At 68.7% G+C, this 16120-nt stretch carries 14 protein-coding genes and 1 tRNA gene; 6 read left to right on the top strand and 9 right to left on the bottom strand.

Translation table 11 applies throughout. From position 1 onward, the window contains the following. Positions 1–89: 89 nt before the first annotated feature. Entirely contained in the window at positions 90–710 is a 621-nt protein-coding gene (locus CDN99_RS05330) for an outer membrane lipoprotein LolB (protein WP_088383189.1), read from the bottom strand. Continuing rightward, positions 710–2545 carry a tetratricopeptide repeat protein gene (locus CDN99_RS05325; protein ID WP_088383187.1) on the bottom strand — a complete coding sequence of 612 codons (1836 nt, stop codon included), beginning with the start codon at positions 2543–2545 and terminating at the stop codon, positions 710–712. Before CDN99_RS05325 ends, CDN99_RS05330 begins: the two co-directional genes overlap by 1 nt. Before the next feature lie 138 nt (positions 2546–2683). Here CDN99_RS05325 and mutM point away from each other — a divergent pair, with 138 nt between their 5' ends. Further along, the gene (gene mutM / locus CDN99_RS05320) at positions 2684–3544 is read left to right on the top strand and encodes a bifunctional DNA-formamidopyrimidine glycosylase/DNA-(apurinic or apyrimidinic site) lyase (protein ID WP_088383185.1); all 861 of its coding nucleotides are present in this window, start codon (positions 2684–2686) and stop codon (positions 3542–3544) included. Between the two features lie 96 nt (positions 3545–3640). Next, complete coding sequence (mutY, locus tag CDN99_RS05315) at positions 3641–4696, top strand: A/G-specific adenine glycosylase (RefSeq protein WP_088383183.1); 1056 nt, start codon at positions 3641–3643, stop codon at positions 4694–4696. On the opposite strand, the gene CDN99_RS05310 is transcribed toward mutY, so the two are convergent. Continuing rightward, entirely contained in the window at positions 4635–6560 is a 1926-nt protein-coding gene (locus tag CDN99_RS05310) for a hypothetical protein (protein ID WP_141100646.1), read from the bottom strand. The two genes, mutY and CDN99_RS05310, sit on opposite strands and share 62 nt — an antisense overlap. Positions 6561–6875: 315 nt before the next feature. Between CDN99_RS05310 and CDN99_RS05305 the strand changes: the two genes are divergently transcribed. Further along, on the top strand, positions 6876–7250 hold the full coding sequence (locus tag CDN99_RS05305) for a hypothetical protein (protein WP_088383179.1): 375 nt from the start codon (positions 6876–6878) through the stop codon (positions 7248–7250). A gap of 46 nt (positions 7251–7296) precedes the next feature. Here CDN99_RS05305 and CDN99_RS05300 read toward each other — a convergent pair whose 3' ends face one another. The 4 genes from CDN99_RS05300 to CDN99_RS05285 form a co-directional block, all read right to left on the bottom strand. After that, positions 7297–8424 carry a hypothetical protein gene (locus tag CDN99_RS05300; RefSeq protein WP_088383177.1) on the bottom strand — a complete coding sequence of 376 codons (1128 nt, stop codon included), beginning with the start codon at positions 8422–8424 and terminating at the stop codon, positions 7297–7299. 104 nt (positions 8425–8528) lie between these two features. After that, positions 8529–9536 (bottom strand): RNase adapter RapZ, encoded by a 1008-nt coding sequence (gene rapZ, locus CDN99_RS05295; protein ID WP_259374708.1) that lies wholly within the window; start codon positions 9534–9536, stop codon positions 8529–8531. Next, the gene (gene recN / locus CDN99_RS05290) at positions 9533–11260 is read right to left on the bottom strand and encodes a DNA repair protein RecN (RefSeq protein ID WP_193531678.1); all 1728 of its coding nucleotides are present in this window, start codon (positions 11258–11260) and stop codon (positions 9533–9535) included. Before recN ends, rapZ begins: the two co-directional genes overlap by 4 nt. Continuing rightward, positions 11260–12135 (bottom strand): NAD kinase, encoded by an 876-nt coding sequence (locus CDN99_RS05285; RefSeq protein WP_088383173.1) that lies wholly within the window; start codon positions 12133–12135, stop codon positions 11260–11262. The genes recN and CDN99_RS05285 overlap by 1 nt, the downstream gene beginning before the upstream one ends. Before the next feature lie 81 nt (positions 12136–12216). Between CDN99_RS05285 and hrcA the strand changes: the two genes are divergently transcribed. The 3 genes from hrcA to CDN99_RS05270 all read left to right on the top strand — a co-directional run bounded on the left by hrcA (position 12217) and on the right by CDN99_RS05270 (position 13772). Further along, on the top strand, positions 12217–13233 hold the full coding sequence (gene hrcA, locus CDN99_RS05280) for a heat-inducible transcriptional repressor HrcA (protein WP_088383171.1): 1017 nt from the start codon (positions 12217–12219) through the stop codon (positions 13231–13233). Between the two features lie 69 nt (positions 13234–13302). Further along, a tRNA-Ile gene (locus CDN99_RS05275) sits at positions 13303–13379 on the top strand. A 153-nt stretch (positions 13380–13532) separates the two neighbouring features. After that, the gene (locus CDN99_RS05270; RefSeq protein ID WP_088383169.1) at positions 13533–13772 is read left to right on the top strand and encodes a DUF2513 domain-containing protein; all 240 of its coding nucleotides are present in this window, start codon (positions 13533–13535) and stop codon (positions 13770–13772) included. Positions 13773–13869: 97 nt separating this feature from the next. On the opposite strand, the gene CDN99_RS05265 is transcribed toward CDN99_RS05270, so the two are convergent. Both CDN99_RS05265 and CDN99_RS05260 read right to left on the bottom strand, forming a co-directional pair. Then, complete coding sequence (locus CDN99_RS05265; RefSeq protein WP_088383167.1) at positions 13870–14742, bottom strand: restriction endonuclease; 873 nt, start codon at positions 14740–14742, stop codon at positions 13870–13872. A gap of 164 nt (positions 14743–14906) precedes the next feature. Continuing rightward, positions 14907–16058: a hypothetical protein gene (locus CDN99_RS05260; RefSeq protein WP_088383165.1), complete on the bottom strand. Its 1152-nt coding sequence runs from the start codon at positions 16056–16058 to the stop codon at positions 14907–14909. Positions 16059–16120: the final 62 nt, after the last annotated feature.

The following is a 16120-nucleotide window of genomic DNA, read 5'->3' as shown; positions in this document are numbered from 1 at the left end:
GTTTTCCGACGATGCTTGTGCGATGAATGGACGGCGTGCGAGAAATTCGGAGAAAACTCGGGCGGATACCCTGAGAAATCAGAGGGGAATTATTGACCCGAGGTCGCTGAAGAGGCCGCCGACGAGGGCGCGTCGAGTTTCAACCGCAAGGTCGCCAGGGGTTCCGCGCCGTTGGGATTGAGCCGCTGGGCGGAAATCAGCTGGGTGTCGAAACGGCGCAGGTCGACCTGCCAGCCGAGCTGCTCGAAACCCGATTCGCCGGAGGCCCGGTGCGGTGCCTGCGGCCAGGGCCGGCCGCGCAGCCAGTCGAACAGCGCCTGGACCGGCAATGCCTCGCCGAGCAGCTCCTGCGTCAGCGCGTCGATGTCGTCGTAGCTGCGCTCGCCGTCGGGGGTCTGGACCGTGGCGGTGCCCGGCTTCCAGGACACCCGCGCGACCAGGCTGCCCATCTGCGTGCTCATTTCCAGGCGGCCCAGCCGGGCGTCGCCGGCCAGCTCGAAGTTGGCGTTGACGCTCTGCCCGCGCGGCTGGCCGCCGGGGCCGGCCGGGACGATCAACCCGAAGCGGCCGGTCAGGCGCGGCGCGTCGGCCAGTGCCGCGGCATCGGCCTCGGGCACCTTGGGCACGGACGAGCAGCCGCTCAGGGCCAGCAGCGACGCGCCGCCGAGCAGCGCGCCGAGCACGTCCGTGTTGAAGCGCCGTCGTTGCATCAAGGCCGGACCTGCAGCCGCTGCATCGTCGCCTGCAGCGCTTCGTTGCGCGGATCGCGGCGGGACGCGTCGGCGAAGATGCGGCGCGCCTCGTCCTGCCGCCCGGCGGCCCACAGGACCTCGCCCAGGTGGGCGGCGATCTCCGGATCCGGCCGCGAGCCGTAGGCCTGGCGCAGCAGCCGTTCGGCCTCGCCCAGGCGGCCCAGGCGGAACTCCACCCAGCCCATGCTGTCGACGATGAAGGGCTCGCCCGGCGCGAAGCTCAGCGCCTTGGAGATCAGGTCGCGCGCCTCCACCAGCCGCTCGTTGCGATCGGCCAGCGAGTAGCCCAGCGCGTTGTACGCGTGGTAATGCTGCGGCTTGAGCTCGATCACCTTCTGCAGCAGCGCTTCCATCTCCTGCGCGCGGCCCAGCTTCTCGGCCATCATCGATTGCTCGTAGATCAGGTCGGCGTCCTCGGGGCTCTGCGCGACGGCCTTGCCCAGCAGGTCGTAGGCGGCCTGCCATTGGCGGTTCTCGCGCAGCAGCTGCGATTCGGCCAGCACGCGGGCGCGGCGGTCCTGGTCACGCTCCACGGGCAGCGCCTGCAGCAGCTTCAGGCCCTGGTCGAGCTTGCCCTGGCGGCCCAGCAGCGAGGCGCGGCGGTAGGCGATGTCGAGGTTGCCCGGCGCCGCGTCGATCTGGGCCAGCAGCGCCTCGGCGGCCTTGAAGTCGCCGCGCATCTCGGCTGCCTGGGCCAGCAGCAGTTGACCCTGCTGCCGCGCTTCCTTGTCGCCCTGGTTGAGGCCGGCGGCCTCGGCGGCGCGCTCGGCCAGCGTGGTCGGCGGCGGGCGGCTGCCCACCAGCGCCATGTAGCGTTGCAGCGCGGCCTCGGCGGCGTCGGGGTGCTGCAGGTCGAGTTCCAGCGAGCCCAGCGCCAGCCAGTGGCCGGCGATGTCGGGTGACTCCTGCGTCAGGATGCGGAACTCGCGCGCCGCATCGGCGGGGCGCTGGGCGCGGGCGAGCGCGCGGCCGTAGGCGATGCGCAGCGACTGCTTGTCCGGATGGGCCTGCAGCTCGGCGGTGATCAGGGCCTCGGCCTCCGGACGGTGCGGCAGCAGCTCCAGCGCCATGGCCAGCGGCTCGTCGCGGTCGGGGAAGTCCTTGGCGGCGGCGCGGGTCTGGATCAGCGCGGACTCGTAGTTGCCGGCCACCTGCGCCAGCCGCGCCAGCACCATCAGCGCGACGAAGCGGGTCTCGGGCCTGGCGGCGGCCTCGCGCAGCAGCGGCTCCAGCGCTTCCTGCACGCGCACCGGCTCCGGGTTGCGCTGGAACAGGCCCGGCAGCCCGGCCAGCAACCCGGCGCGCGCGTCGGGCGGCGTGATCGCCAGCAGCGAGCGCATCACCGGTGCGATCTCGGCAGGGCGGTTCAGCAGCGCGAACAGCTGGATCAACGTGCGGTGCGCCTCCAGCGAGGTGGGCACCGCGTCGCGCCAGGCGCGGGCGGCAATGACTGCCTGATCCCCGGCGCGGGCCTGCAGGGCGATCTGCACGACGCGGCGGAACAGCTCCTCGTCGCCGGTGCGGCGGGCCGCGTCCAGCATGACCTGATAGGCGACGCCGGGCTGGCCGCCCTGCAATTCGAGCTCCCCGATCAGCAGTTGATAGAACAGCGGCGCGTCGATATCCGAGTTGACGACCGGCGCGGAGGCGGCCGGCTCGGCGGCGTCCGCGGCGACGGGAGCGGAGGCCCCCGGCCCGGCGGGCGGCTGGGGCGCGGACGTCTGGGCGTGGGCGGCGCCGCTCAGGGCGAGGGCGGCGCAGAGCCACCAGTGGTGGCGCACAAGGGCGGGCATGCGGTGACTCCTGAACAGTCCTGAGGGCTCGGGCCGGCGAACGGGTGACGAACGGTTGGACAAGGGGCGAAGGGGGAGGCCAGCGGTGTGGGGCAAGAACCGGACCATTCTAGGAGGCGCCCGGCCTATGATCCCGGGATGCCCGAGTTACCGGAAGTTGAAGTTACACGACGGAGTTTTGCCCAGGCCATCGCCGGCGCCCGAGTCCTGGCCGTCAAGATGGGCAAGCCGCTGCGATGGCCGCTGGGCATCGCGGCGCAGCGCCTGGTCGGGCGCCGTGTCGGGCAGACGCTGCGACGGGGCAAGTACCTGTGGGTGCCGCTCGACGCGCCGACGGACGGCGGGGTCGCCGCCGCCGGCGCGAGGGAGCCGGACGGCGGCCTGCTGATGCACCTGGGCATGTCGGGCTCGCTGGCGTTCCGCGAGTTGCCGCCGGCGGCCGGACCGCACGACCATTTCGAGCTGGTGACCGATCGCGGCGTGCTGCGGCTGACCGATCCGCGGCGCTTCGGCGCGGTGGTGTGGTCGGAGGGCCTGGACGTCGAGCCCGCGGCCAAGCTGCTGGCGCGCATTGGGCTGGAGCCCTTCGACATCGACTTCCACGGCGCGCATCTGCATGAGCGCTTCAAGGGCCGGCGCGTCGCGATCAAGCAGGCGGTGCTGGCGGGCGATGTGGTCGTGGGCGCGGGCAACATCTATGCGTGCGAGGCGCTGTTCATGGCCGGCATCGATCCCCGCATGGCCGCCGGCAAGATCAGCAAGCCGCGCGCGGACAGGCTGGCCGGCGCGCTGCGGCAGGTGCTGGGCGAGGCGCTGGAAGCCGGCGGCAGCACGCTGCGCGACTTCAAGGACGCGCACGGCGTGGCGGGCAGCTTCCAGATGCAGGCGCGTGTCTACGGCCGCGAGGGCGAGCCTTGCCGCACCTGCGGCACGCCGATCCGGCGCATCGTGCAGGGGCAGCGGTCGACGTTCTTCTGCCCCGCCTGCCAGAAGCGCTGAGGCGCCGAGGCACCGGCCCTGCGAGCGCCCCACCATTCAAGCGATCACGAGATCAAGAGACCACACCCAGGCGGCCGCGCGCGCCCAGGACACCCCATGACCGACGACGACCTGCACGCCCGCGTGCGCGCCCTGCGCGACGACTTCTCGCCCCTGCTGTTGGCCTGGCAGCGGCGCGAGGGGCGGCACGACCTGCCGTGGCAGAACACGCGCGATCCGTACCGCGTGTGGCTGTCGGAAATCATGCTGCAGCAGACGCAGGTCACGACGGTGCTGGGCTACTACCGGCGCTTCCTGGAGCGTTTTCCCGACGTGGCCGCGCTGGCGGCGGCGCCGGCGGACGAGGTGATGGCCGCGTGGGCCGGGCTGGGTTATTACAGCCGGGCGCGCAACCTGCACAAGTGCGCGCAGGCGGTGGTCGAGCGCCACGGCGGCGCGTTCCCGCGCGGCGCGGCGGAGCTGGCCGAGCTGCCCGGCATCGGGCGCTCCACGGCGGCGGCGATCTCGTCGTTCTGCTTCGGTGAGCGGGTGGCGATCCTGGACGGCAACGTGAAGCGCGTGCTCGGGCGGCTGCTGGCCTTCGACGGCGACCTGTCCTCGTCCGCGCAGGAGAAGCGCCTGTGGCGCCAGGCCGAGGAACTGCTGCCGTCTTCCCCTGACGACATGCCGGCCTACACGCAAGGCCTGATGGACCTGGGCGCGAGCCTGTGCGCCACACGCAGCCCGCAATGCCTCCTGTGTCCGGTGTCGGCACTGTGCGCCGGGCTGGCCGAGGGCGAGCCGACGCGGTACCCGATCAAGACGAAGAAGCTCAAGCGCGGCAGCCGCGAGAGCTGGTGGCTGTGGCTGGAGCACGAGGGGCGCATCTGGCTGCAGCAGCGTCCGCCGGAAGGCGTTTGGGGCGGGCTGTGGACGCTGCCCCTGTTCGACGACGAGGCCGCGTTGACGGCGCAGAGCGCCGCGCTCGGCGTGGCGTCGCCGGAACCGCTGCCGCAAGTGAAGCACGTGCTGACGCACTTCGACTGGCTGCTGCATCCGCGCCGCGCGCTGCTGTCGCAGGCCGCTCGGCCGGCCGGCGAGGGCGTGTGGGTCACGCGGGAGCGTCTCGGCGAATACGCCTTGCCGGCGCCGCTGAAGAAGCTGCTGGACTGAGCGCTCTGTCCGGCGTTCCGTCCGGCGGGAGATGCGAGCGCTTGAACGGGGCCATGGACTTGGTGGCGATGCCTATCAGGCGATTCGACGCATGAAGCAGCGCGCCGACACGCTGCGTGTAATCGGGCAGCCGCAAGCGCTCGAGAATCAACGCCTGCCGTGCGAGCGCCTCCTGCCGCGCCGCGAGACTTTCCCATTGCGGACGTAGCTGATCGGTCGGACTTACCCGCAACCACTCGGCGCGATGCGCCATGCTTCGTGCCGCCGACGACCGCGGCGTCGGATCGGCAGGCGGCGGGAGGTGCTTGATCAGTCGACCATCCACCGGTTGGCCGAACGGGGTGAGATCGATGTCGAGCTGCTGCAGTTGCCCTGTCAGCGAGTCCAACCGGGACCACGCCAGTTGATGCTCCTCGTTCCCGATCGCGGCGAGGCAAGCCGCCAGGTCGACCTGCAAATGGGCAATGCGATCGCCCAGGGAATGCCGACGCCACCGGGCCAGACCGGGGGTATCGCCGTCTTGGGGGATCCGCTCCCGTTCCAGGATGGAGATCGCTTTCTCGATGCCCTGGCAAAAGGCCCAGAGCTCGATACATGGGAGGAGGCGTTCCGCGAGGGCGACGATGTCGTCATAGGCATTTCCTTCGACGGACCGCGGGGGCACCCGGGTTCCGGGTCGGCTGCCCTGGACCAGGGCCTCCATGCTCCGGCCGAGGGCACAGTCCTTGGGCAGGCCGGGCAGGTCGCGCGCCACCACCTGCGCCACCGCGTCGATCAATTGGCGCCGGCCGGCGGCGAGCACCGATTCCGTGCAGGGGACTGGCGACATCGTGCCGGACAGGGGCTTCGGCGCGGAGTCGCCCGCGCAGAACGCGTCGCGCAGCCGGTGGCAGAGTCGAGCGCCTTCGGCCCCGGCGCGGCTCAGCCACCGTCTGGGCGAGTGCGAGGTCGCGGGCTCGGGTGCGGGCGGCGAGTGGCGAGCGCCCGAGGACGCGATCGCATCGAGATCCGGCGGCGCCCCAGGCGGATTCACGCGCAACGCCGGCATCTCGTGGACGAAGGGCGGCATCGCTGTCTTGAACCCCAGGCCGACGAGTTGCTCACATCCTTCGTGCAAGCGCTTGTAGGCGATGGCGAGCGCCTTGTCGGCCGCCTCGGGCGCATGCCCGGCCCACGCCCGCAGCGCGAGTCGATGCTGTTCCGACACGACCGCCACGCTATCGTCCAGCGATCGTGCCGTGTCGGGATCCGTGACCTTCTGGCGCAGCAGAATCGAGACGGTCGCTTCCATCACCGCGCCCTCGCGTTCGAGGTGATCGAGTCTGGCGACCTGCAGCGCGTGGTGATTCGCTTGTCCGGCCCATCGGGCCATTCGTTCGTGCAGGCCCTTCAACGCGCGGGCATCGCCGGCCCGCGGGGTGGCGAGCAACTGATCGGCGCGAGTCGCGATCGTGGCGAGTTCCTTGCGCAGCGGATGTCGTTCGGATAGGCCGGGCAGATGAACTGTCGTGAACTCCCGCAGTCGCTCGACGTCCTTCTTCAGCGCCGCGCCGAGAGTCGAGTGGAAGTCTGGATTGAATCGGATGCGCTCCTGCACCGCTGAAGCGTCCTCGGGCGTGGCGAGCAAGGCGGGCAGCCTCGCATGAGGAAACGCCATGTCGTTGTCTCGGGCGTGGAGGGCGCGTTGCGCGCTCAAGACGTCGTCCCGCAGCGCGCGGGCACGCGCGTTCGACGGCGTGCCGATCATGGCGTCGATGCCCGCCAGCGTGACGGCAAGCCGCCGTTGCTCGTTGGCGGAAAGGCCGAAGCGGTGTTCGGCGGCTGTCGGCGCGCGTGCGGGGGCGGCGCTGTCGTCGGGCACCATCGAGGGGCCGAGTCCGGGAAAGGACGTGGACGAGAGACTGGTGTGCAAAGTCATCGTGGGAAGGGGATTCGTCAGGACGGACTCGCCATGTCGATCGGGGATCCGGCATCGCGAGCGCCGGAGAAGACCGGCACCCTTCAGTCGCGGGTTTTCCGCGGCAGGCGCGCGTCAGGGTGTTGTCCGTCTGTGCACTCGGGCCAACCGACAGGCCTCCCAAGGATCAGTCCCGACGCGGAAATCCTCTGGTCCTGTTCGTCCGCTCCGCTATGCTCGCGCGATCGCCGCGCCGCGGCTCCTCCGACCGTCAGGGACATCATGTCGAACGCCGCCGTGCCGGGGCCCGCCGCCGCCCTCAAGAGCGCATTGGAATCCGCCTTCATCGCGCTGCTCGTCGGCGGCGTGTGCCTGTGGTTCCTGATCAGCGACACGGCCGGGGCCGAGGACGTGGATTCGGCGCGGGCGACGATGTTCAGCATCGGCCTGTTCGCCGCGTGTTGCGCGCACTGGGTGTACATGGGCCTGGCGCTGAAGCGCGCCGGACGCGGCGTGTTCTGGTGGATGGTGGCGATGGTGCTGCTGGTGCCGTTCGCGTCGGTGGTGCTGGGCATCCTGCTTTACAACCAGGCGCAAGAGATCGAGCAGCAGGCGTTGCAGGCCCAGGGACAGGACGGCGCGGGACGCGCCGCCTGACCGGGGCGCCGACGTCGCGTCGGTGCCGCCGTACCAGCGCTGTGCGTCATCGGCGAAGCCAGGGCGTCGGCAGACGGCTGGCGATGTGTCCGAGGTCGACAGCTTCGCCGCGCAGGACGGCGAGGTCCTCGTCGAAGCGCGCCAGGCGCCGATCGAGGTCGCACGGCATGAGTTTGTCCAGCCGATCGAGCCTGGCGGTCAGCGCGTGAAGTCGCTGGAAGATCTCGTCGCCCGCGTCGCAGGGCGCGTTGGCGAAGACGACGCGGCAATCCCGCTCCGTCATGGTGAGCGCCGTGCGCCGCTCAGTCAGCGCTTGTGCTTGTGGCGCCGGCGGACGGGAATCCGGCGACTGCCGTACTTCCGGCGGGCAGCCCAGCTGGATCAGGCGATTGCGTAGCGCTGTCCTGCGACGCGCGATGTCCGGGACGGACTTCTGGATCGCCGCGTAATCCTCGCGGTGGACGGCCGTCGCCAGATCGTTCAGCCGGCGCTGGATCGCTTCGTATGGACGGACGACATCAAGCATGTCCGCCGACGTGACGCCCGACGGCTGACCCGCGACGCGCCGAACGGCCTGGAGGCAGGGGGCCAGATCCAGTCGGGCCTGGATGAGCGCGTCACGATGCCCGACGAACTGGACCAGCCGCGCCATCATCGCGTCCATGCGCTGCCGCAGCGCGCGGCAGGTTTTCGCCGATGCGATGGACGCCGGCGGCGACAGGGCACGATCGATCTCGGCCCACAACTGATCGCAGGCCCGGCCGACGGTCGACTCGTCCGGGACCCCGTGGCGCCGGCGGAAGTCCGCCAGCATCGCCTGATCCTCGCGGAATTGATCGGCCGCGCGCGGATTGACGCGGAGATCGAAGCGCGCCTCGTCCAGCCATCCTTGCAGGCGGGACAGAGGCGGTAGCTTGCGCAGCGCCGCATGCGTGGCGCCGAGTGCGTCGGCGCACAGGTGGCGCTCCACGTCGTTCAGGAGCGCGCGGCCCTGGCGTGTTGTCGGTTGGCCCAAGGTCCGCTCGATCTCCCGCAGGATCGAGAACGCGCGCGGCTGATGCTGCCCATCGAACTTGTTGCGCGCGGAGAAAGGCGAAGCACGCCTCAAGGCCGCTTCGGGAACGCAATAGACACCGGAGGAGCGGAACAGCGAGAGCAGGGGGAAGCAGGACACGACGACCTCCACGGATGGAAAGCCGGTCAGTGGTCACCTGCACCGTGACGCGTCACCCATAAACGGTGCCGCCTGCAAATCCGACGTGCTGAACGCGGCCTGCTTCAGCGTGCGTCGAGTTCCCGATGTCGCTTGAGTACCTGGCCGTGGAAGGCGAACTGCTTGGCCAGCGTCTCCACGAGGTAGACGGATCGATGCTGCCCGCCGGTGCAACCGATCGCGACGGTCAGGTAGCTCCGCTGGTCCTGGCCGAAGTTCGGCAGCCATTGCGCGATGAAGGCGCCGATCTGGCTGAGCATCAGCCGCACCTCGGGCTGCACTTCCAGGTAGGCGGCCACCGGGGCATCGCGTCCGGTGAGCGGGCGCAGCTCGCGGTCGTAATACGGATTGGGCAGCACGCGAACGTCGAAGACGAAGTCCGCGTCGCTGGGCACGCCGTGCTTGAAGGCGAAGGACTCGAAGACCAGCGTCAGCGACGAACCGCTCGCGCGCACCAGGTCGCGCACCCAGGCGCGCAATTGCGCGGGGCGGAGCTGGCTGCTGTCGATGACGGTGGACTCCATGCGCAGCGGCGTCAGCAGCTCGCGCTCCAGCGCGATCGCTTCCTGCAGCGCGCGGTGCGTGTCGCTGTCCTCGGTGCCCACGCGCAGCGGGTGAGGGCGGCGGGTCTCGGAGAAGCGGCGCAGCAGCGTGTCGTTGTCGGCGTCCAGGAAGATGGAGCGCAGCGAGATGCCGGTCTGGCGCATCTCCTTGATGTGCAGCAGCAGTTGCGGCAGCGAGCCGGCGCTGCGCACGTCGACCGCGATCGCGACCCGGCGCCAGCCGCGGCGTTTCTCGAGCTCCAGGAACTGCGGCAGCAGTTCGGGCGGCAGGTTGTCGACGCAGAAGAAACCGGCGTCCTCCAGCGCATGCATCGCGATCGACTTGCCGCCGCCGGACATGCCCGTGACCAGCACCACGTCGCTGCCCTTCGCCGCGGTCGCGGCCGGGTGGTCCCCCGGGGTCGCGCTGGTGGCTTCGGGCTCGGTCGTGATCGGGGATGGCGTCGTGGGCGAGGCGCTGTCCTGGGCGGGAAGGGAGCCCGGCGTCATCGTCGGGTCGGGCGCGTTCATGGTTTCACTTTCTTGCCGCGGGGGCCCGTGTCGGCGGGCTGGGGCGCGGCGCGGGCAGACAGGTCGAGCATTTCCCGGGCATGCGCCAGGCTGGTCGACGACAGGCGCTCGCCGCCGAGCATGCGAGCGATCTCCGCGGTGCGGGCCTCGCCGGCGATGGGGCGGACGTCGGAATTGGTCTTGCCGTCCTTGAGCGCCTTGGCGACGAGGAAGTGGTGGTCCGCGCAGGCGGCGACCTGCGGCAGGTGCGTGACGGCCAGCACCTGGGCGCGTTGGCCGAGCTGCTTCATGAGCCGGCCGACGGTCTCCGCGACGGCGCCGCCGACACCGGCGTCGATCTCGTCGAAGATCAACGTGCCGGCGCCGCTGTTGCGCTGGCTGGTCGTGACGGCGATGGCCAGTGCGATGCGCGACAGCTCGCCGCCGGACGCGACCTTGGCCAGCGGCCGGGGCGTGCTACCGGCGTGACCGGCGACGAGGAACTCGGCGGATTCGAGCCCGAAGCTCTGCGGCTCGTCCTGCGGCAACAGCGCGACCTCGAAGCGCCCGCCGGACATGCCCAACTGCTGCATCGCCTGCGACACCGCGCCGGACAGCGCCGGCGCCGCCTTCGCGCGGGCCGCGCCGACCAGCTTCGCTTCCTTCTGGAACGCCTTCAACGCCGCGGCCTGTTTCGCCTGCAGGCCGTCGAGGTCGGTGGCGGCATCGAGCTGCGCGAGCTCGGCCTTCCATTCCTGATGCAGCGCCGGCAGGTCCACCGGCTGGCGGCGATAACGGCGCGCCAGCGTGACCCACGCGGACAGGCGCTCGTCGAGTTGCTGCAGGCGCTCGGGGTCGAGATCCGCCGCGTGCAGGTAGGCGCTCAGGCTGTGGGCGGCGTCCTGCAACTGCGCCTGCGCGCCCTGCAGCGCGTTGACGGTGTCCTGCAGGCCGGCGTCGTAGGCCAGCACGTCGTGCAGCGCGGACAGCGCCTCATCGATCAGCGCCTGGGCGTTGATCTCGGCATCGGCGATGCGTTCCAGCGCGCCGCGCGTGGCGTCCATCAGCGACTGCGCATGCGACAGGCGCGAGTGCTCGGCGTTGAGCTCGTCCCACTCGTCGGCGGCGGGCGCGAGGCGGTTGATCTCGGCGATCTGCCAGCTCAGGCGTTCATGCTCGCGGGCCAGGTCGGCCTGCTTCGATTGCGCGGCGGCCAAGGCCTCGCTGGCCTGGCGCCAGGCGGCATGGGCGGCGGCCAGCGGCCTGGCGTCGATCTGGGCGAAGCTGTCCAGCAGCTCGCGCACGCTGGCCGGGCGGGTCAAGCCTTGCCAGGCGTGCTGGCCGTGGATGTCGAGCAGGTGCTCGGCCAGTTCCCGCAACTGCGCGACGGTGGCGGCGCCGCCGTTGATCCACGCGCGGCTCTTGCCTTGCGCGTCGATGACGCGACGCAGCAGCAGCGTGTCGGGGTGGTCGGCGTGATGCTCGGCGGACGATTCGAAGCCGGCTTCCTCCAGCCAGTGGGCGAGGGCGGCGGGGCGGTCGAACTCGGCGGAGATCTCGGCGCGGGTGGCGCCCTCGCGCACCACGGCGGCCTCGCCGCGGGAGCCGAGCGCCAGTTGCAGCGCGTCGATCAGGATGGACTTGCCGGCGCCGGTTTCACCGGTGAGGGCGGAGAAGCCGGCGGCGAAGTCGAGTTCGAGCGTGGGGACGATGACGAAGTCCTTGAGGCTCAGTCGGCGCAGCATCAGTTCGTCCCCTCGTTCCAGCGCAGCTTGCGGCGCAGCGTGGCGTAGTAGCTCCAGCCGCGCGGGTGCAGGAACGGTGCGCGGTGCTGGGAGCGGCGCACGGTGATGCAGTCGCCGTGCAGCAGGCTGGCCAGGGACTGCATGTCGAAGTTCACGCTGGCGTCCCGGCCGGCGACGATGGTGAGGCGGACCTCGCCGTTGTCGGGCAGCACGATGGGGCGGTTGGACAGCGCGTGCGAGGCGATGGGCAGCAGCACCCAGCCGCCGATGCCGGGGTGCAGGATGGGGCCGCCGGCCGACAGCGCGTAGGCGGTGGAGCCGGTGGGCGTGCCGACGATGACGCCGTCGGCGCGCATGTTGGCGACGAATTCCTCGCCCACGTCGACGCGCAGCTCGACCATGGCGGCGGTGGCGCCGCGGGAGACGACGACGTCGTTGAGGGCGACGCCGGAGAAGATCTGCTCGCCGTCACGGATGACGGCGCCTTCGAGCAGGGAGCGGTGCTCGATCTCGTAGTCGCCGGCGAGGATGGAGGCGAGGGCCTCCTTGTACTGGTCGGCGGAGATGTCGGTGATGAACCCCAGGCGGCCCTGGTTGATGCCGACCAGGGGCAGGCCGTGGCGGGCGACCTGGCGGGCGAAGCCGAGCATGGTGCCGTCGCCGCCGATGACGATCGCCAGGTCGCACTGCAGGCCCAGTTCCGCGTGGCTCAGGGCGGGCAGGTTGGTGATGCCGGTGCTCTCGGCCGTCTCCTGTTCCAGGGAAACATCCAATCCCAGGGAGGCGACAAATTCGGCAATCTCCTCCAGGATGGGGCGGATTCCCCGCGACTGGGGTTTTCCGACGATCGCCACATGACGGAAGCGCTTGGACATAGCGCGGAATTACACCACAGCGATGTGACCGGACAGGGGTGTCGGCAGAGGGAGCCGGCGGGGGTCACTAGAATGAAAAACATGCTCGACGACCGCGCGAAATTACTGCTCAAGGCTCTGGTGGAGAGGTACATCGCCGACGGCCAGCCGGTGGGGTCGCGCACGCTCTCGCGCGCTTCGGGCCTGGAGCTGAGCCCCGCGACCATCCGCAACGTGATGGCCGACCTGGAAGAGCTGGGGCTGATCGCCAGCCCGCACACCAGCGCTGGGCGGATCCCGACGGCGCGCGGCTACCGGCTCTTCGTCGACACCTTGCTGACCGCCAAGCCGGGTCTGCCGCGGGACACGGCCAGCTCTTTCGAAAGCCAGCTGCTGCCCGACCAGCCGCAGCGCGTGATCGCCAACGCGGCGCAACTGCTGTCCAACCTGTCGAGTTTCGTGGGGGTGGTGACGTCGCCGCGCAAGAGCGCGGTGTTCCACCACATCGAGTTCCTGCGGCTCGGTGATCGCCGGGTGCTGGTGATCATGGTATCGCCGGATGGGGACGTGCAGAACCGGTTGGTGTTCACGGCGCAGGACCTGACGCAGGGTGACCTGACGGAGGCCAGCAACCGGCTGAACGCGCATTACTCGGGGATGAGCCTGGACGTGGTGCGGGACCGGCTGAGGACGGAGGTCGACGCCCTGCGCGGCGAGATCGCGGCGCTGATGAGCGCGGCGGTGGATGTCGGCCCGCAAGGCATGCGGGAGCAGGAGGCGGTGATCATCAGCGGGGAGCGGAACCTGCTGACCATTCAGGACTTCAACCACGACATGGGCAGCCTGCGCCGGATGTTCGATCTCTTCGAGCAGAAGACGCAGTTGATGCGGCTGCTGGATGTGTCGTCGCGCGCGGAAGGGGTGCGGATCTACATCGGGGGGGAGAGTCAGATGGTGCCGGTGGAGGAGCTGTCGGTGGTGTCGGCGAACTACGAAGTGGATGGGCAGGTGGTGGGGACGCTCGGAGTGATCGGGCCGACGCGGATGGCGTACGACCGGATGATCGAGATCGTGGACATCACGTCGCGGATGGTCAGCAACGCGCTGTCGCAGAAGTAGAATCCGCCGCTTCGGTGCAAGGCCGGAACGCGATCCCGCCAGGTTTCGCAAACACGTATTACCCCCAGGGGGCCGTTAGCTCAGTTGGTTAGAGCAGAGGACTCATAATCCTTTGGTCACAGGTTCAAGTCCTGTACGGCCTACCACTTGATACCAGCCTGGGAGGGTGCAGGAAACGCAACCGGGACGTGATCTGCGACCTGCTGATAAAGGTGGAGACGCTAACTGCATCCGAGCGCAGCCCATTCGGCTACTGAGTCGGAGGTGTTGCCGACGACCAAGGCAAGAGCGAACATGCGTTGCTGCTGTGGACGGCCGGTTTCATTGAAGCGATTGACGCCGGCCCAATGACTGGGCCCGCGATTTTGTCGCCGGAGTTGACATGGCAGGGCCATGACTTGCTAGACACGCTGCGCAGTCGGCCGATGTGGGAGCGCATTAAGACCACGGCTAAGGAGAAGGGCTTGCAGCTGACCTTCGATGCGGTCAAAGGCTTGGGCCAGTCGGCGTTCGACTACGTGATGAAACAGAGCAGTTGATGCTCGACATGTACCTGGCTGCCCCTCGACGCATCGAAGACGCCGATAGCTAACCTGGCATCGCTGAACTGTTCCTTGAGGCCGACAAGCGTCCCCATCAAGCCGGCCGCGTCCCCTTGCAAACCGGATACGTCGAGCACCCATAAAACGCTTGCCCCGCATTCGGGCCATGCTTGGCCACACGCCGGACCATGGGATGCGAGCAAGCCGGGCAAACGACCATCGTGGTCAGCTCGGGAGATGCCGGCGGTGTAGGGCGGGGAGTGCTTCTAGGAACGATCTTCCCCGCCGCCAGAAGCTCCTGCAACTTCGGCCCATCAACAAGCTGCACGTTCCGCCCGTCTGCAAATGCCATGGCTTCCTGGGTGAACGTCCCCGACGTCACCACGAAGCCGCCCGCCGCGCCCTTTGCCGCCATCACGCCATACAGCTCGCGCACGACGTCCACGCCGACCTGGTAGGCCTTCCACTGCTTGCACTGCACGAGGAATGTCTCGCTGCCGTTCTTCCCAGGACGACGAAGCACGAGATCAACGCCGCCATCGGGACCGCTTCCACCGAGCTCGGTGACGATGTAGCCCTGTTGCCTGAATCCTTCCCCCACGAGCAATTCAAACTGGTGCCAGGTCATGCCATCGATGGCCGCGGCATCCTGGCCTCGAGCCGTTTGCTCGACCAACTGTCGGCGAGCCCTTCGCCGCACCACGGACATCACCGCCGCGGCAAGCAACAGGATGGGCAACGCGTACTGGCCAACCGTGGCAAGCCCCTGGAGTCCAGCCCCGGTTACCAGGGAGGTCAGCTGCGACATGGGATCAACGCCGACCTGTGGCTTGAGCGCAGGCCGGGAGGCCACCGCGTGTAGACCGACGTAGCTGACCGCCGCCAGCACGACGCACAACCACCACGGCAGCAACGCGAAGACATTGAGTAGATCCTCGGCGGGCGAGGTCCTTTTTCTTCTGGCCATTCGGCTCTCCCTGAAGTTGTGCCGGGAGTATCCGGAACTCACCGCCGTTTCATGGGGTCGAGTGGACGGTGAGGAGTGCCCCCATCGTTGCTTAATTCACGGGGCGACACCCGCTGAGGTCAAGTGAAGGGAAGAGGGCGCGGCCGAACCTGAGCCCAAAGCCATCAGCCCTTCTCCGTGGAGAGGAGATGCTTGCCCATCCACTGAAAGAAGTCCCCGAGGAGCGCGTCGTACTCCTGCATTCTTTGTTTGCTCTTCTCGGCCCGACGCTGGGAACTCCGCAGCATGTGCGTGAATCGGAAGGCGCTGTCCGCCGGATCGTCGACGCCGCCTCTCGCCGACATCTGACTTCGTACAGTGGCTCGTTTCAGCAGGGCATCACGAAGGCTCCTGTCGAAGGTGACGCCCATGGTGATCGAGGGCGAGCGTCGCAGTGTTTGATTCCCCAGGTCGCAGTGCGTCAGAAGCTCGATGTCCCCCAGGCCTTCGACCCCTTCGCCCTTGGACTTGAGGATCGAGAACGCCCTTTCCGATGGCTTCAACATCAGCTTGCGAGCGGCCTTGTTCTGTTCGTTCTCATCGAACATGCGCCGCTCGATGATGTGCATGAGCAGGAACTTCACGTGCCACGCGCTGAAGTAGTTCAGATGCACCTCGGGGCATGACTCCTCCGCCACGCTGAACGGGATTCTCATGCCGGCTCCCCATGTCGGCGCGAAATCGTGTCTCCAGGACGTGCGCTTGATCTTGTCCAAGGCTCCGCGGATGCTCGATTCATCAGCGCGGATCCGTTCGAAGATCTCGGGCAACACGTCGAGGCTCTCGAAGCCCACGGCATGCATTGCAAGGCCGGTGCCGGCAATCGCATCGACGACTTCCTGATAAGTCTCGGTGATTCCGCGTGAACCTCGTCCCGCTGCTTCGTAGAACACCGCCGGGCTCACGCACGCGAAGATGTCGAATTGGTAGAAGTCCTCCGCCAGCATCAGCAACGCCAAGAGCGCATGAAACCGTGTTCGCCGAACGGGCTCGTTCTCCCGTTCGTGTTTGAGGATGTCCTGAATGACGTTGTTATCGATGAAGACGAGGAGACGCTCCGAGACCACGGCGTAACGAAGCAGCATCGAGTTCAAGTCAAGCAGGGCTTCGACGAACTCCTGCTTCGACCTCTCCGAGGCAGTCGTCAGAAACTTCTGGACTCTCGTCTCGCGACGTGCTCTCGCCGTCTGAATTCTCTTCTCGTATGGCGACTCCTCGCGGGAGGCGAAAACCGCTGTGTCGCTGGTCGAGTGGCTGTTCTGGTGTTCGATCGTCATGAAGAGCCATTTGAGCGCATTCAACGAGCAATGACAGGGCGCGAGCGCCCTGTCCCTTGGTG

This window comes from Roseateles aquatilis (assembly GCF_002205645.1).
Lineage (GTDB): Bacteria > Pseudomonadota > Gammaproteobacteria > Burkholderiales > Burkholderiaceae_C > Roseateles > Roseateles aquatilis.
This window is presented reverse-complemented; position numbering and strand designations above follow the sequence as displayed.

What these genes read in the sequence shown, in the direction of transcription:
- CDN99_RS05330 (WP_088383189.1), bottom strand. Translation starts at nt 710, where the DNA reads ATGCAACGACGGCGCTTCAACACGGACGTGCTCGGCGCGCTGCTCGGC.
- CDN99_RS05325 (WP_088383187.1), bottom strand. Translation starts at nt 2,545, where the DNA reads ATGCCCGCCCTTGTGCGCCACCACTGGTGGCTCTGCGCCGCCCTCGCC.
- mutM (WP_088383185.1), top strand. Translation starts at nt 2,684, where the DNA reads ATGCCCGAGTTACCGGAAGTTGAAGTTACACGACGGAGTTTTGCCCAG.
- mutY (WP_088383183.1), top strand. Translation starts at nt 3,641, where the DNA reads ATGACCGACGACGACCTGCACGCCCGCGTGCGCGCCCTGCGCGACGAC.
- CDN99_RS05310 (WP_141100646.1), bottom strand. Translation starts at nt 6,560, where the DNA reads ATGGTGCCCGACGACAGCGCCGCCCCCGCACGCGCGCCGACAGCCGCC.
- CDN99_RS05305 (WP_088383179.1), top strand. Translation starts at nt 6,876, where the DNA reads ATGTCGAACGCCGCCGTGCCGGGGCCCGCCGCCGCCCTCAAGAGCGCA.
- rapZ (WP_259374708.1), bottom strand. Translation starts at nt 9,536, where the DNA reads ATGAACGCGCCCGACCCGACGATGACGCCGGGCTCCCTTCCCGCCCAG.
- recN (WP_193531678.1), bottom strand. Translation starts at nt 11,260, where the DNA reads ATGCTGCGCCGACTGAGCCTCAAGGACTTCGTCATCGTCCCCACGCTC.
- CDN99_RS05285 (WP_088383173.1), bottom strand. Translation starts at nt 12,135, where the DNA reads ATGTCCAAGCGCTTCCGTCATGTGGCGATCGTCGGAAAACCCCAGTCG.
- hrcA (WP_088383171.1), top strand. Translation starts at nt 12,217, where the DNA reads ATGCTCGACGACCGCGCGAAATTACTGCTCAAGGCTCTGGTGGAGAGG.
- CDN99_RS05265 (WP_088383167.1), bottom strand. Translation starts at nt 14,742, where the DNA reads ATGGCCAGAAGAAAAAGGACCTCGCCCGCCGAGGATCTACTCAATGTC.
- CDN99_RS05260 (WP_088383165.1), bottom strand. Translation starts at nt 16,058, where the DNA reads ATGACGATCGAACACCAGAACAGCCACTCGACCAGCGACACAGCGGTT.